We start from the raw sequence: 14,664 nt of genomic DNA on the forward strand, positions 1-14,664 counted from the left end.
GCCATGAAAAAAATTATGACGATCGTGGGCACGCGCCCGGAAATCATCAAACTGAGCCGGGTGATTGCCCAGCTGGAAAAGTACACGGATCATGTTCTGGTTCATACCGGCCAGAACTACGATTATGAACTCAATGAAGTGTTCTTCAAGGAACTGGGAATCCGAAAACCCGATTATTTTTTAAATGCGGCCGGCAACAATGCCGCCGAGACCATCGGCAACGTCATCATAAAATCCGACCAGCTGTTAGCCGAAGTATGCCCTGATGCGCTGTTGGTCTATGGCGATACCAACAGTTGCTTGTCGGTGATTTCCGCCAAGCGCAGAAAGATCCCTGTGTTTCACATGGAGGCGGGCAATCGCTGTTTCGATCAACGCGTGCCTGAGGAAATCAACCGGAAAATAGTCGACCATCTCAGCGATATCAATATGACGCTGACCGAACATGCCAGACATTATCTGGTCTCCGAGGGCGTTCATCCGGAGACGGTGATAAAAACCGGCTCCTCCATGCTGGAAGTGCTGAACCACTATCAGGCCGATATCGAGAAATCGAACGTCCTGGAGCGGCTTGGACTGGTGCCACGGGAGTTTTTTATCGTCAGTGCGCATCGGGAAGAAAATATCGATTCCGAGGAAAACTTCAACGATCTGCTGGCGTCGTTAAACGCGATAGCCGAAAAATACGGCAAAAGAGTCATTGTCTCGACGCATCCGCGTACCCGGAAGAAACTGGAGTCCTTCAAAGGCGGACAATTCAACGCGCTGATCGAGTTCATGAAACCGCTCGGTTTCTTTGATTACATCTGTCTGCAGAAACAGGCTTTTTGCGCGATTTCCGACAGCGGCACCATTACCGAGGAAGCCTCGATACTGGGCTTTCCCGCCGTGACCATCCGCCAGGCCCATGAGCGGCCCGAAGGCATGGATGAAGGTACGCTGATCATGTCGGGGCTTAAAGCCGAAGCCATCATCAATGCGATTGATATCGTCACCGATCAATGGCGCGAGAATCCTAACAGCGTGCATCTCGTCAAGGATTATGACGTGGACAATGTATCCCGCAAGGTGGTCAGGATCATTGTCAGCTACATCGATTACATCAACAGAACCGTATGGAAGCACTACTGATATGAAAAAAGTGGTGGTATTAGGCAGCGTCGGCATGGCAGGCCATATCATGACCGAATACCTGCAGGCGACCGGTGAATATCATGTCCACGGCGTCGCGCGCGAACACGGCCGTTATATCAATAAGAAACTGGATGTGCTTGATTTTTCCGGGCTGCAGGACTATCTCAGCGAGGTAAAGCCGGATCGGGTGATTAACTGCATCGGCGTGCTCGTCAGCCAGTCCTCCAATGATCTGTGCACCGCCATCCAGATCAACAGTTATCTGCCGCATTTTCTTTCCCGGCTGGGCACGGAACTTGGCTTCAAGCTGGTCCATATCAGCACGGACTGTGTGTTCTCCGGCAAGGATGGCCAGTATCATGAAGATGCCTTCCGGGACGGCAACGACAACTACGCGAGAACCAAAGCGCTGGGCGAAGTCATTAACGATCGCGATCTGACCATCCGCACCTCCATCATTGGCCCGGAGCTCAAACACAACGGCACCGGCCTGCTGGACTGGTTTTTTAAGCAGCAGGGTGAAATCAAAGGCTATTGCAGAGCTTACTGGTCCGGCGTGACGACGCTTGAATTGGCAAAAGCAACCCATGAACTGATCAGGCAGGATCTTACCGGACTTTACCAGTTATGCCCGGACGAAAAGATATCGAAATATGAATTGCTCAGGCTTTTCGCCCAGGTATGGAATCAGGATATTTCAGTGCAACCTTATGAAAACTATATGGTTGATAAAAGCCTAGTGTGCACGCGAACTGATTTTAATTACCGCAAACCGGCCTATGAGGCCATGTTGATTGAGCTGCGCGACTGGATGAATGCGCATTCCGACTATTATTCCCATTACCGGCTGAGTTAAATGAAAGTACTGTTAATAATTGACGATTACTTGCCCGACAGCATCAAGGTCGGCGCCAAGATGATGCATGAGTTGGCTGTCGAGTTTGTGGCGCGCGGGAATCAGGTCACCGTGATCACGCCGGATCACAGAATCGGCAAGCGAGCCGAAACAACGGTGCTGGATGGCGTGACCGTCTGCCGCTTTCGTTCGGGCGAAATCAAAAACGTTGCCAAGGTGAAAAGAGCCGTTAATGAGACGCTGCTTTCCTATAATGCCTGGCGGGCCTATAAAAACCACTTCAATAACAACAGGCATGACCTGATTGTTTATTATTCGCCGACCATTTTCTGGGGCAGTCTGGTCAGGAAGCTGAAAAAAAACTGGGGCGCGCCAAGCTACCTGATTCTGCGGGACTTTTTTCCGCAATGGGTCATTGATAACGGCATTTTGAGCGCCCGCTCGCCGATCACTAAATACTTCCGGTTTTTCGAGTGGCTCAACTATCAGGCCGCCGATACGATCGCGATCCAATCGCCCGGCAATAAGACCTGGTTTGCCCGGACGACGCAAACCGGCAAGCCTTTGGAGGTGCTGTATAACTGGGCCGCCAACGAGCCCGTGCCTTCACGCGGCGGCCATTATCGCGAAGCCCTGGGGCTCAAGGATAAAGTCGTTTATTTTTATGGCGGCAACATCGGCCACGCGCAGGACATGATGAATATTGTGCGCCTGGCAAAAAATATGCGGACAGAAACCAGGGCGCATTTTGTCCTGGTCGGCGACGGCGATGAAGTCGGGCTTGTTCGCAGCGCCATGGCCCGGGAAGGTTTGAACAATATTTCATTGCTGCCCGCTGTTTCCCAGGATGAATTCAAACAGATGCTGGCCGAATTCGATGTCGGACTCTTTACGCTTCATCCCGGCCATTCGACCCATAATTTTCCCGGCAAGCTGTTGGGCTACATGGTTCAGCATATGCCCATACTGGGCAGTATTAATCCGAATAATGACCTGAAGCCGGCGATAGAAGAAGCGGGGGCCGGCCTGATTACCGTCAATGGTGATGATGAAGGCTTGCTGAACAATGCCTTGACGCTGCTGCATGATGAAACACTGAGAATTCAGATGGGGAAAAATGCGAACAGGCTCTTGAATGAGCAGTTTTCGGTTGCATCCGCCGTGGACAGAATCACCGCATTCGCTGTCGGTCATGGGGTCAAGACGGCAAGCAATAGAGCCGCGATACCGGAGAAACCCGAGCCGGCGCCGCTGCATTCAGGTGTATTGGCCAAAAACGGTTAAAGCCGGCGTTGTCCGGCCCATCTCCTTGTAAACAGACTGCAAACGAGCAACCTATTTCAACAATGGAAAAATCGCCCTGAAGAAAAAAGTGAAACCCTTTCCAGTCGGCAGGCCGGCTGATTTTTGTAGAGATTATCTATTTACCCGTCGTACTTTTTAACTTAAGGATTAAACATAAAATGCTATCTGATCATCTGTTTGAATATTGGGCAGTATTTGGTGTATCTGCCGCGATTGTTATTTTATTAACTCCATTATTTATAAAACTGGCTCCGCTTGCAGGCCTGATGGATGTGCCTGATGAGCGTTGCATTCATAAAAAAATCACGCCATTAGGCGGCGGCGTCATTGTATTCATTGGCTTTAATGTCGCTTGTTATTCGCTTTATCACTATTTCTGGCCGGATTTTACCGGCCATCTGGATATCGGCTGGTGGCAGGCTTTTTTCATTTCGTCAGCCATTTTGCTGATTGTCGGTTTAGTGGATGACATTGCTGGAATGTCGCCTTTAAACAAACTGGCGGGACAGGCGCTGGCAACGGTTTGCCTTTATTTAATCTCAGGCCATCAATTTAATTTGCTGGGTTTTGATTTCGGCTTTTGGGGCGGCATGGTGTTTGTTCTGATCTGGACGCTGGGCATCGTCAATGCGTTTAATTTGATTGATGGCCTGGATGGCTTATGTTCGGGCCTGGCGATGATCTCCAGTGCCGGCCTGGCGGCTGTGTTCATGTTCCGGGGCGTGCCCGGCGACGCGATGATCTGCCTGGCTCTGGCGGGCGGCTGCGTGGGCTTTCTGCGTTATAATTTCTTCCCGGCCAAGGTTTTTCTGGGCGATACCGGCAGCATGTTTCTAGGTTTCGCCCTGGCCAGCATCAGCTTGCACGCGGGGGGCAAGGGCTCATTCTTTGTCATTCTGGCCGCGCCTTTTTTTATTGCCGGCATTCCGATTATCGACACGCTGCTGGCCATCTGGCGCCGTTCAATCCGCAAGGTACTGGCGCATCGCGACGGCAATCCCGGCGTTAAAATCATGCAGCCGGATAAAGAACACTTGCATCACCGGTTGCTTGATTACGGCCTTAAACAGCATCATGTCGCGTTGGTCTTGTATGCGGTCAACATGCTGATTGTCGGTTTGGGGCTGTTTTTCATCATCGCCCAGGAGGCCGCCAACGGCCTGCTTTTCATCATTCTGATCACCGCTGTTTATCTGCTGGTTAAATACGTGCTGCAGATCGAGTTATGGGAGACCTCCAGGCTGCTGGCCCGGTCCAACGACAAACCCCGGATCACGCGTTTCAAGTTGATATTTTATCCGTTGTTCGATTTGCTGTGGATGTCGCTTTCCGTATGGCTGGCAGGCATGATCGTGCTGTCGGGAAAGCAGCCGTTTCACGGCATCGGCGACTGGGCTTTCCAGGTGTTTTTATGGGTCATGCCGGTGCTGTCATCGCTATTGATGTCCAAGGTTTACATTAAAATCTGGCGCAATAGCGTTTTCAGGGACTATCTGTCCTTGATGCTGGCCGTGCTTGTCGGCTGCAGCATTAGCTGGGCACTGGTTTGCCTGCTGACCGGCAATGCGGGCATTGCCACGTTTAACCAGTTACTGCTGTTTTGTCTGTTCTCACTGATCGGCGTGATCGGCATACGGACGCCCCATCAAGTCATCAGGGAATGGTGCGCGGTCAACCATCGGCACAATAAACGCAATGTCTTGATATACGGCGCCGGTACCCATGGCGGTTTATACGTGCGGGAGCGCCATTTAAATCACAGTGTCGAGCTGGATTCGGTGAATGTGGTCGGCTTTATCGATGACAACAGCCTGTTAAGGCAAAAATATGTTTACGGCAAGGCCGTATTGGGCCAGTTGAGCGATTTCAATGAGCTGGTTTCAAAGCACCATATCGATGAGGTCATACTGACGACCGCCATTTCAACCGATAACTTATCCAAATTAAAACAGATCGCCGAGCAGCATAAGATCAAACTGATGGAATGGCGCGCCTATACTGTTGGCGTTCACTAGGTAAAACTGAATGATCTTCTATAGCTTGTTGGCTGTCGTATTATTGTCGCCTTTGCCTTACGGGGCCAACCGTCCCTGGTCATGGAGCCTGTGCGCCCTGTTGATAGCGCTGTTGGCCATGGCCTGGGCGGTGCGGTTTTTTGTCCAAAAACGGCAAACTCCTTTTTTTCGGCATTTCGCTGCGATTGGCGATGCCGCCGTTTTGTTTTTTGTCGCCTTGGTCTGGGCCTGTATGCAAACGACCGGTTATATCTCCGGGCCGCATCCGTTATGGCAGCTGCAAAATGAACTGTTGAACTTCTCCGCCGGCGCTGTTTCACTGAATCCGGCCGATACGGTGACGTCAATCATGCGCCTGCTCAGCTATGCGTTGGTGTTCTGGCTGGCCTTATGCTATGGCCAGGACAGCCGCAAGGCCAGAACCGTCTTTTATGGCTTGATGGTGGCCGGTTTTATTTATGCGGTTTATGGCCTGATTATTCAATTAGGCGATTTCAGAATGGTGCTCTGGCGTGAAAGGTCTTATGCCGGTTCCGTCTCCTCGACTTTTATCAATCGCAACCATTTTGCGACATTTGCGGGGTTAACGCTGCTTTGCTCGCTGGCTTTGCTCAGCGAACGCATGCAAACCATGGGGGAATACAATCTGTCCGGCAATCTGGGTAAACAGCGCTTTATCGAGAACCTGATCACCCGGGCCTGGTTTCCCTTGCTGGCTTTTTTCACCATCGGTTCGGCATTAATCCTGTCATACTCGCGCGGCGGATTTTTGAGTGTCAGTCTAGCGCTGTTGGCGTTTTTGTTGCTCTTTTATGTCAACCCCCGTACCCGTAACAAAAATACCTTGATAATATTCGGTTCCCTGATCCTGTTTGGCGCGATCATTTTTTTCGTCAGCAGCGAGGCGTTGCTTGATCGTTTCGGCCGCCTCGACGAGGAAAGCAAAATCAGAACGACGGTCTATGATTTGACCTGGAACAGTATTTTGAGCAATCCCTGGGTAGGTTTCGGATTGGGCAGTTACGAGGAGGCATTTCACTTGTACCAGAGCATGGATATCAGCGGAAACGAAGTAACGCCGATGATTCATGACTACGCGCATAACACATATCTGGAAGCTGTTTTTGAACTGGGTTTGCCGGCGGCCCTGGCGTTGTTTTACGGTTTTGTAAAGATCGCCGGGATTTGTTTTAAAGGCTTTCTGAACAGAAAGAGGGATATGATCTTCCCGGCCATCGGTGTCGCTGCCACGGTTTTGATCGGGGCTCATTCGTTAATTGATTTCAGCATGCAAATTCCGGCCGTTTCTTATGCTTACGCATTATTGATGGGCGTGGCCTGTGCGCAGTCTTTCAGTTCTTCCGCCCAGTCCCGTACGCGAAAAGCCAAAAAATGGCCGGATTACGCCGCGGCATAACCCGGCCATGAGAGGATGATTGATGCGCCGACACCGATGCTTAAGCATAACGGGACCGGAGGATCAGTTTGGGGTTGAACAGCTTCTGTCTGCGGCTGGGCTGTCTCTGCAGGCTGTCTTTATACATGACGCCGAGAATGTCTCTTTCGGCTTCCAGCCAATCGTAAAGCTCATGGCCGGGAGAAAAATCGCGGCATTTGGCTTTGTAATAGGCGGCCTCGGCGATCATGGGTTTCACATGTTCAGGGACAGGCGCTACCGGTGCCGGATCACTGGTAAAGCCCAATTTCAACAGGTTCAGCAGATCCTGAGGCACATTGTTTTTGATGCCGATCCCGGCAGGCTCCAACTCCGCGCAAGTGCCAAACAGGCGATCCCAGATTGACAGTACAAATCCATAGTTGCGGTCATGCTCGCGGCGTTCGGTTGAATGATGCACCCGATGCAGGCAGGGCACGATGATGAGTCGGCCCAGCAGTTTTTCGCCGCGAAAGGTAATGTTCGAGTGGTGGAACATGACGAACAGCGTCGTGATGGTCTCATTGATCAGCACGGTGGTTTTATCCGCGCCCAACAGGATAATGTAAGCCGCTTTCAGCGCCGTGATAATGAACAGTTCAATGAAATGGACGCGAAACGCGGTTGAAACATTTAAATAAGGATCGCTGTGGTGGACTTTGTGAAACATCCACAGGCAGTCAAAGCTGTGGCTGGCTTTATGCCAGAAGTAATGCATCAGGTCGAGCAATAAGAACGACAGAAAGGCTGCCCAGACGGGATTGGCAATATAGCTCAGCAAGCCGTTGCCTGAATATTGTTCGGCCAGCAGCAACAGCGACGAAACCGGCAATAGCGAAAGCGCCGCGCTGTTGAAAACAAACAGGTTGATATTGGCTTGAAAGGATTTGCGCCGGCCCGTCGGGGGAAGTTTTTCTTTAGGGGCACTCACCTCAAGTGTTGAAAGGATGACAAAAAACACAAGCAGTGCTGTCGTGGCTAATTCTCCGGATGTCAGCGCTGCCCATGTAATAAGGGATTCGAGAAATGCATTGAAGTGTGACATCGACTTTTCCTTTTAACTTAAGGAACGTGAATTTTATAACTCCCGCAATTGAGTTGTCTTTCCGTCCCTCTTCGGCGTTGCGCAAACAGTTACATAGCTTGCTATGCGCCTGTTTGCGCGCCTTGAACAGGAACAGAAATCCTGCCTCAATTGCGGGTCTTATTTCATTCCCGTCCCAAACTGGTATAACAACCCAATGGCCAGTAGCTTAAATCAACTTTATTAACCCTTGATGACATCGGGCGCGGTAGTTTTTCTCTAGACATGAATATCGCGAGCAATCGGCATGCCATAGGCCTAAGGGTCCTCGCTAAAAGCAGCCGGAGCCTTATCCTGTCAGGCCTGGCGGATAATCAGACAGCATCGGCACCGATAAAAAGGCGCGTCGGGGAGGTCCGTCGACGGCGGTTGAGTGCATCAGTAAGGCGCAATGTCTCTTTTTTTTGCACCAATAAGGCATATTGCCGCATGATTCGATCTGATTTGAAGGCTTATCCATAAAGCGCGTCAACATCGTATGTCGGGTGAGGCGGCGTTCTGTTGGTGCGTCAACATTATAGCCGCAGACCGGCATCAAACCGGTAAACAGTGGTGTGACGATAGTCGTCAGTCGGTTGTAACAGCGTCGAGGGAAACGCGGGCTGGTTAGGGGAGTCGGGAAAATGCTGAGGTTCCAGGCAGAAGCCCGCGTGTTTTTCATAAAACCGGCCGCCTTTGCCGCACAGCCGGCCATCGAGAAAATTACCGCTGTAGAACTGAATGCCGGGCTGCGTCGTATAGACGCTCATGCGGCGCCCTCTTGACGGTTCCGTGACTTCGGCGGCCAATTGGCAATGGCCGGAGGCTTTCGACACGATCCAGTTATGATCATAACCGCCCGCCGCGCGGCGCAACTGTTCATCATCTGGTTGCAGTCGCGCGCCGATGGGCGTCAAGCGTTGAAAATCCATGACAGTGTCGGTCACAGGGGCTTGTTCGCCAGTAGGGATCAGCGTGTCGTCGACCGGCAAAAAGCGGTCCGCCAGCAGACGCAGGCGATGATCGAGCACCGTGCCGCATCCTGCCAGGTTGAAATAGGCATGATGGCTCAGATTGATGATGGTCGGCGCGTCGGTTTGGGCGCGATAGTCGAGCCGCAGTTCATTGCGTGCCGTCAGGGTATAAGTCACTTCGGCTTGCAGATTGCCGGGATAGCCTTCTTCGCTGTCCGGGCTCAGGTAGCTCAGCGTTAGCCGCGGCTCCGTTTCCGGGCCGGACGGCCGCGCCCGCCACAGGCGCCGGTCGAATCCGGCCCGGCCGCCATGCAGGTGATTGGGACCGTTATTGCAGGCCAACTGATAATCCATACCCTGCAAACGAAACCGGCCCTGGGCAATACGGTTGGCATAGCGGCCGATGATGGCGCCGAAATAAGGATGCTCGCCCAGATAAGGCTCCAGGGTGTCGAAGCCGAGCACGACATCGGTCAGGCGGCCGTGCCGGTCGGGCACCTGCAACGACATCAGGATGCCGCCATAGGTCATGATCTTCGCGGCCATGCCGGCGTCATTGGTCAACGTATAGCCATCGACGGGCCGGCCGTCATGAGTCGAGCCTAGCGGCTGCCGCGTGATCGGCATGTTTTTACCGTGACGGCTCGGGAACCAGCAGACAGCCATTGCGGCCGGACCGGTTGTAAAGCTTCAGGGTCTCCAGGCCGATATGCCGCGCCGCCCCCTGTTCACACAACGCCACACAGGCACCGCCGAAACCGGCGCCGGTAAGCCGCGCGCCGTATACGCCGGACTGGCGTTGCAGAATCGCGACCAGTTCGTCGAGTTCGGGTATCGACACTTCGTAATCATCGCGCAGACTGTCGTGCGAGGCATTCATCAGCTGCCCGAATTTATCGGCGCTGATGGGCTCGCGGGCGCGCAGCACGCGGTTGTTTTCGCTGACCACGTGACGGGCGCGGCGGCACAGCGGTTCCGGCAGCGATTCCGTCAGGCTCGGCTCCGGCACGTCACGCAGCGCGGCCACGCCCAGCAGCCTGGCCGCCGCTTCGCATTCGGCGCGGCGCTCGTTGTATTGACTGCCCGCCAGGGTGCGCATGACGCCGGAATCGAGCACCAGAATTTCGCTGCCGGCCGGCAGCGGCAGCTTACGTCGATCCAGCGTGCGCATATCGAGAAACAGCATCTGGCCCACGTCGGCCAGGCTGGATGCCATCTGGTCCATCAGGCCGCAATGGACCCCGGCGTAGTCGATTTCGGCGCGTTGCGCGAGCCGGGCAATCTGGACGTCGTCCAGCGGCAGCGAAAGCAGTACACGCAAGGCCCGCAGCATTGCCACTTCCAGCGCGGCGCTGGAAGACAGGCCCAGCCCGATAGGGATGTTGGAGGCGATATAAATGTCCAGTTTCGGCACATCGATGCCGAGCGCTTCGACTTGTTTCAGGCAACCGTAGATGTACTGGCCAAAATGCTCCTCCGGCATGCCCGCCATATTGAATTCTATAAACTGGTTCAGGTTGGCGGCATAAACCCTGAAGATGTTGCCCTCGTTAGGGCGCAGCAGCACGTGCGTGGATTGCCGGATCGCCGTCGGCAACACGTAGCCGTCGTTGTAGTCGGTATGTTCGCCGAGCAGGTTGACGCGTCCCGGTGCCTCGGCGCTGGCGGTCGGATGCGTGCCGAATATGGCGGTGAATGTTTTCATAAGTTACAGGCTCCCAATATCGACGCTAATAGTCTGAAGTTCGCGCGCTTTATCCTCGGGCAGAACGTCCATGGCAAACAGGCCGGCGCCCAATTCGGTGCCGGCCAGGTATTTCAGTTTGTCCGCCGTGCGGTAAGGCGGAAAAAATTCGGCGTGCAGATGCGCTTCGGGATGCTTCTGATCATCGGTCGGGGCTTGATACCAGGCCATCAGATAAGGAAAGGCCCTATGCCATAAGGCATCATATTTCATCAACACGGTTTTCAGCGCGCGCGCCAGATCGGCGCCCTGGACATCGTTCAGCTTGGTAAAATCGGGCACGGGCTCGATCGGCGCCACCCAGACCTCATACGGGTAGCGTGCGCAGACCGGCACAAAGGCGACGGCGTGTTCGCCCTGGTACAGGATGCGTTTCGCCTCGCGCAGTTCTTGCTTGATCAATGAAGACAGCAGACTGCGGCCATGTAGCCGGTAATGGCTGAGTTCTTCTTGCCGCATGCGCGCGGGCACGGGCGGCACGGTCGGATAGGCATAGATTTGCCCGTGCGGATGATGCAGCGTGACCCCGACTTCGGCGCCGCGGTTCTCGAACGGCAGCACGTAAGCGATGTCGGGATGCCGGCCCAGTTGCTGGGTGCGTTCCGCCCAGACCTGCAACAGCAATTCGATATGCGCCAGCGGCAGCGCCGCCAGCGAGGAATGGGCGTCCTGCGTAAACACCACGACTTCGCATTTGCCGGTTGCCGGCCTCGTCGGCACGATTAGGTCAGGTGCGGAATGCGCTTCCAGGCTCAAGGACGGAAAACGGTTGTCGAAGACAGCGATTTGCCATTTGCCCGGCGGCAGTTCGGTCGGGTTGTCGGCCTGAGTGGTCACGGCCAGCGGGTTGTATTCCGGCGGCGGCAGGAACGTGCGCCCCTGCCGATAGGCGGCATAAGTGACCCATTCGCCGAGTAAGGGATGCCAGCGTAAATGCGGATTAGCCTGCAGCGACTCCGGGAACGGACTGGGCGCGCTTACACTTGCGTCATCAAGCGGGTGCCGGCTGTACAGCCAGAGATGCCGGCCGTCCGGCTTGGTCAATTCGCGCATGTACATATCAGACGCCTCCGTGAATATGGGAGCTGGACATGCGCGTGATATCGGCAATGACGTCCAGCGGCAGTTTGGGAGTGCGATCGGCGCACAGCAGGCCGTTGGCTTCCTGAAAGGTATCGGCGAACTGCGTGTAACAGAAGCCGCTGAACAGCGCCGCGTCGGTAATGACTGCGATGAGTGCTTTATAGGTACGGGTAAATTCCTCGTCGTTATGGACGGCCGAATAGCCCCAGGTCTGCCGCACGCCCGGTTGCGGGCATTTGGCGTAGGCGACGCCGCCGAATTCGGTCAGCATGATCGGCTGGCCGCGATGCGGGTAGCCATCCAGGGTCAGAATGCGGCCGCCCGGGCGCCGGCGGTCGAACAACTGTTCGGGATTCGCTTCGGCGCCATAGCGCGCCCTGAGATGGTCCGGGCGGGGATCATAATCGTGAATGCCGAGAATGTCGGTGGCGCTGCTTTCCCAGCCATCATTGCCGATGACCGGCCGGGTCACATCCAGTGTTTTGGTCAGGTGGTAAAGCGCCACGACGGCACTGCGATGCGCCTCTAGCGACGTCAGTTCCGGCACGCCCCAGGATTCGTTGAACGGCACCCAGACGATCACGCTGGGATGGCTGTAATCGCGTTCGATGGCTTCGGCCCATTCCTTCACCATGCGCTTGATGGCCGTGCGCGTGAACTGATAGGCGGAGGGCATTTCCTCCCAGACCAGCAGGCCCAGCCTGTCGGCCCAGTACAGATAGCGCGGGTTTTCGATCTTCTGGTGTTTGCGCACGCCATTGAAGCCCATCGCCTTGGCCAGTTCGATATCGGTGCGCAGGGCATCGTCGTCAGGCGCCGCCAGCAGGGTGTCGGGCCAATAGCCCTGATCCAGCACCAGTCTCAGGAAGTACGGGCGGCCGTTCAACATGAAGCGGTCGCGCAGGATGTTGACCGAGCGCAAGGCCGTGTAGGAGGTGAATTCGTCCAGTACCTCATCGCCGCGTTTCAGGCGAATCTCGGCGTCGAGCAGTGTCGGCCGTTCCGGACTCCACAGCAGTTCATTGCGGAAATCGTCGATGCCGGGATCGGACAGGATAATGCGCCGGTCCGCATCGCCGTCGATGACATGATAGCTGTCCCAGGCCAGTACGCGGTCCTGATGCTGCAACTTGACCTCCACCGACAGGCCGGTGGTATCGCCGCCTATGACGCGTGCTTCGAAGCCGATCGAGAATTCCTCCAGATGAGGCGTCCAGCGGATTTTGCTGACATAGCTGCGGCCCACGCGTTCCAGCCATACGGTCTGCCAGATGCCGGTCGTGCGCGGATACCAGATGGAGTGCGGCTCCCGTTGCCAGTCCTGTTTGCCGCGCGGCTTGGCCAGTTCATGCGGGTCATCTTCCACATAGACGGTCACGATTTGGTCGCCCGAGTCATTCAACGCAAATGTGATATCGCCGAAAAACGGCGTATGCCCGCCTTCATGGCTGACGATCAGGCAGCCGTTGACCCACACCTTGGCGAAGTAGTCGACGGCACCGAAACGCAGCAGCACGCGGCCGTCATTTTCGGGCTTGATATGGAAATCGCGCTCATACCAGCAGGCGGCATGAAACCCGCGGTCGCCGATGCCGCTGGCTTGCGATTCCGGCGGGAACGGCACCAGAATCTCCAGCGGCCATTCGGTAATATCGGATGGCTGGCGGAACTTGCGTTGATCGTCGAAGACAAAGCGCCAAGGTCCATCCAATGACATCCAGTGCTTACGTACCAGTTGAGGACGGGGGTAGGGGCAAGTCACAGCGATCTCCTTATTAGACAAGTTGACCAACTTCGTATAGACCATCAGACCATCCGTCCCGTGCACAGTTCGGCGGGATATTTTTATCACTGCGGCAGATGCCCGGCAGATTCGCTTGCAAGCCGCCGGATCAGGCGCCATTGACGATGGCGAGCCGGGCCTGAATTTAAAACTTGTTACAATGAGCAACTTTGGAACGGGAATTATAAAATTCACATTCCTTATCAATCGGGTAATCAGATGACGGAAGGAGATCTATGAAAACAAGAGACAGGCGGCGGGGACTGGTGGTGGTCAATACCGGCGAAGGCAAGGGTAAATCGTCCAGCGCTTTGGGCATGGTGTTCCGTGCCGCGGGCTGGGGCATGAAAGTCTGCGTGATCCAGTTCATCAAGGGACAATGGCAAACGGGCGAGCAAAAGGCCGCCGAGCGCTTCGACAACATCGAATGGCATGCCCTGGGCGACGGCTTTACCTGGGACACCAAGAATCCGGAGCAGGACATCAAGACCAGCCGGGCGATATGGGAGTTCAGCAAGCAGAAAATGGCTTCCGGCGAGTTCGATCTGGTTTTGCTCGATGAAATCAATTATTGCTGCGGTTATCACTGGATTTCGGGGCAGGAGATCGCCGATTTCATCCGCCAGCAAAAGCCGTCCTGGATGCATTTGATCCTGACCGGCCGCAACGCGCCGCCTGAAGTCATCGCCTGTGCCGATACCGTCACCGAAATGACCAAAATCAAGCACGCTTACGAACAAGGCATCAAAGCCGAGCAGGGGATTGAATTTTAAAAGGTTTTTAGGCCACGGATATCTTTCATTGCTGAGGATAAATAATTCGCATAGAATCCGAAGGGTAATACTTCATGGCGCCGGTAGCACGGCGTAATAACTATAAAACAGGAAGAGAACGCAAATGAGTGAAACAACTAAATTGATAATAGGCGTGGTGGCCTTTTTTGTCATAGGCTTCATCATGGTAGGTACAAACAAGAGCCAGTCTCCGGAGCAAATGGAGCAATCGTCACAGATCAGAGTCTATGCCTCCATGCAGTCGATGGCCAACAACAAATGCCCGGCGGCGATCAAGCAGCATACGGGCGAACAGGTATTTTTCCCCTCTGAAACAAAAAGCGATAAAGAGACTTATATTACCTTGAAGTGGGTCGGCGAAAACAAGGACGGCTTTAAAGCGGCGTCCTGCACCGTCAATGTGAATCTGGGCGGCATTTCCGAACTCATTATTGACGATAAAGTCATCATCAATAAAAAAGTCTAGCTTGATCCATCC

Annotated in this window: 12 protein-coding genes; 7 read left to right on the forward strand and 5 right to left on the reverse strand. The window is 54.4% G+C overall.

What is annotated here, in order from left to right; all coding sequences use genetic code 11:
* Positions 1–3: 3 nt before the first annotated feature.
* The 5 genes from wecB to METMA_RS0112425 all read left to right on the forward strand — a co-directional run bounded on the left by wecB (position 4) and on the right by METMA_RS0112425 (position 6,727).
* Entirely contained in the window at positions 4–1,131 is a 1,128-nt protein-coding gene (wecB, locus tag METMA_RS0112405; RefSeq protein ID WP_027147284.1) for a non-hydrolyzing UDP-N-acetylglucosamine 2-epimerase, read from the forward strand.
* 1 nt (position 1,132) lies between these two features.
* Positions 1,133–1,990: a dTDP-4-dehydrorhamnose reductase family protein gene (locus METMA_RS0112410; RefSeq protein ID WP_020159417.1), complete on the forward strand. Its 858-nt coding sequence runs from the start codon at positions 1,133–1,135 to the stop codon at positions 1,988–1,990.
* The gene (locus METMA_RS0112415; protein WP_020159418.1) at positions 1,991–3,274 is read left to right on the forward strand and encodes a glycosyltransferase family 4 protein; all 1,284 of its coding nucleotides are present in this window, start codon (positions 1,991–1,993) and stop codon (positions 3,272–3,274) included.
* A 287-nt stretch (positions 3,275–3,561) separates the two neighbouring features.
* Positions 3,562–5,310, forward strand: coding sequence for a hypothetical protein (locus METMA_RS24535; protein WP_198014504.1), 1,749 nt, complete (start codon positions 3,562–3,564; stop codon positions 5,308–5,310).
* Positions 5,311–5,320: 10 nt separating this feature from the next.
* Positions 5,321–6,727, forward strand: coding sequence for an O-antigen ligase family protein (locus METMA_RS0112425; RefSeq protein ID WP_020159420.1), 1,407 nt, complete (start codon positions 5,321–5,323; stop codon positions 6,725–6,727).
* 40 nt (positions 6,728–6,767) lie between these two features.
* On the opposite strand, the gene METMA_RS0112430 is transcribed toward METMA_RS0112425, so the two are convergent.
* The 5 genes from METMA_RS0112430 to METMA_RS0112455 all read right to left on the reverse strand — a co-directional run bounded on the left by METMA_RS0112430 (position 6,768) and on the right by METMA_RS0112455 (position 13,371).
* A complete protein-coding gene (locus METMA_RS0112430) occupies positions 6,768–7,790 on the reverse strand; it encodes a sterol desaturase family protein (protein WP_020159421.1) in 1,023 nt (340 codons plus the stop codon).
* 554 nt (positions 7,791–8,344) lie between these two features.
* Complete coding sequence (locus METMA_RS0112440; protein WP_198014506.1) at positions 8,345–9,448, reverse strand: aldose epimerase family protein; 1,104 nt, start codon at positions 9,446–9,448, stop codon at positions 8,345–8,347.
* Entirely contained in the window at positions 9,414–10,487 is a 1,074-nt protein-coding gene (gene galK, locus METMA_RS0112445; RefSeq protein WP_020159424.1) for a galactokinase, read from the reverse strand. Before galK ends, METMA_RS0112440 begins: the two co-directional genes overlap by 35 nt.
* Before the next feature lie 3 nt (positions 10,488–10,490).
* On the reverse strand, positions 10,491–11,585 hold the full coding sequence (gene galT, locus METMA_RS0112450; RefSeq protein WP_020159425.1) for a galactose-1-phosphate uridylyltransferase: 1,095 nt from the start codon (positions 11,583–11,585) through the stop codon (positions 10,491–10,493).
* Position 11,586: 1 nt separating this feature from the next.
* Positions 11,587–13,371 carry a glycoside hydrolase family 2 protein gene (locus tag METMA_RS0112455; protein WP_040591187.1) on the reverse strand — a complete coding sequence of 595 codons (1,785 nt, stop codon included), beginning with the start codon at positions 13,369–13,371 and terminating at the stop codon, positions 11,587–11,589.
* Between the two features lie 257 nt (positions 13,372–13,628).
* Between METMA_RS0112455 and cobO the strand changes: the two genes are divergently transcribed.
* A complete protein-coding gene (gene cobO, locus METMA_RS0112460) occupies positions 13,629–14,165 on the forward strand; it encodes a cob(I)yrinic acid a,c-diamide adenosyltransferase (protein WP_020159427.1) in 537 nt (178 codons plus the stop codon).
* Positions 14,166–14,289: 124 nt separating this feature from the next.
* On the forward strand, positions 14,290–14,652 hold the full coding sequence (locus tag METMA_RS0112465) for a hypothetical protein (protein ID WP_020159428.1): 363 nt from the start codon (positions 14,290–14,292) through the stop codon (positions 14,650–14,652).
* Positions 14,653–14,664: the final 12 nt, after the last annotated feature.

Origin of the sequence: Methylobacter marinus A45 (genome assembly GCF_000383855.1) — a bacterium.
GTDB classification, from domain to species: domain Bacteria; phylum Pseudomonadota; class Gammaproteobacteria; order Methylococcales; family Methylomonadaceae; genus Methylobacter; species Methylobacter marinus.

Bases quoted from the DNA above. Each gene is read 5' to 3' on its own strand.
- wecB (WP_027147284.1), top strand. From the start codon at position 4: ATGAAAAAAATTATGACGATCGTGGGCACGCGCCCGGAAATCATCAAA.
- METMA_RS0112410 (WP_020159417.1), top strand. From the start codon at position 1,133: ATGAAAAAAGTGGTGGTATTAGGCAGCGTCGGCATGGCAGGCCATATC.
- METMA_RS0112415 (WP_020159418.1), top strand. From the start codon at position 1,991: ATGAAAGTACTGTTAATAATTGACGATTACTTGCCCGACAGCATCAAG.
- METMA_RS24535 (WP_198014504.1), top strand. From the start codon at position 3,562: ATGGATGTGCCTGATGAGCGTTGCATTCATAAAAAAATCACGCCATTA.
- METMA_RS0112425 (WP_020159420.1), top strand. From the start codon at position 5,321: ATGATCTTCTATAGCTTGTTGGCTGTCGTATTATTGTCGCCTTTGCCT.
- METMA_RS0112430 (WP_020159421.1), bottom strand. From the start codon at position 7,790: ATGTCACACTTCAATGCATTTCTCGAATCCCTTATTACATGGGCAGCG.
- METMA_RS0112440 (WP_198014506.1), bottom strand. From the start codon at position 9,448: ATGGCTGTCTGCTGGTTCCCGAGCCGTCACGGTAAAAACATGCCGATC.
- galK (WP_020159424.1), bottom strand. From the start codon at position 10,487: ATGAAAACATTCACCGCCATATTCGGCACGCATCCGACCGCCAGCGCC.
- galT (WP_020159425.1), bottom strand. From the start codon at position 11,585: ATGTACATGCGCGAATTGACCAAGCCGGACGGCCGGCATCTCTGGCTG.
- cobO (WP_020159427.1), top strand. From the start codon at position 13,629: ATGAAAACAAGAGACAGGCGGCGGGGACTGGTGGTGGTCAATACCGGC.
- METMA_RS0112465 (WP_020159428.1), top strand. From the start codon at position 14,290: ATGAGTGAAACAACTAAATTGATAATAGGCGTGGTGGCCTTTTTTGTC.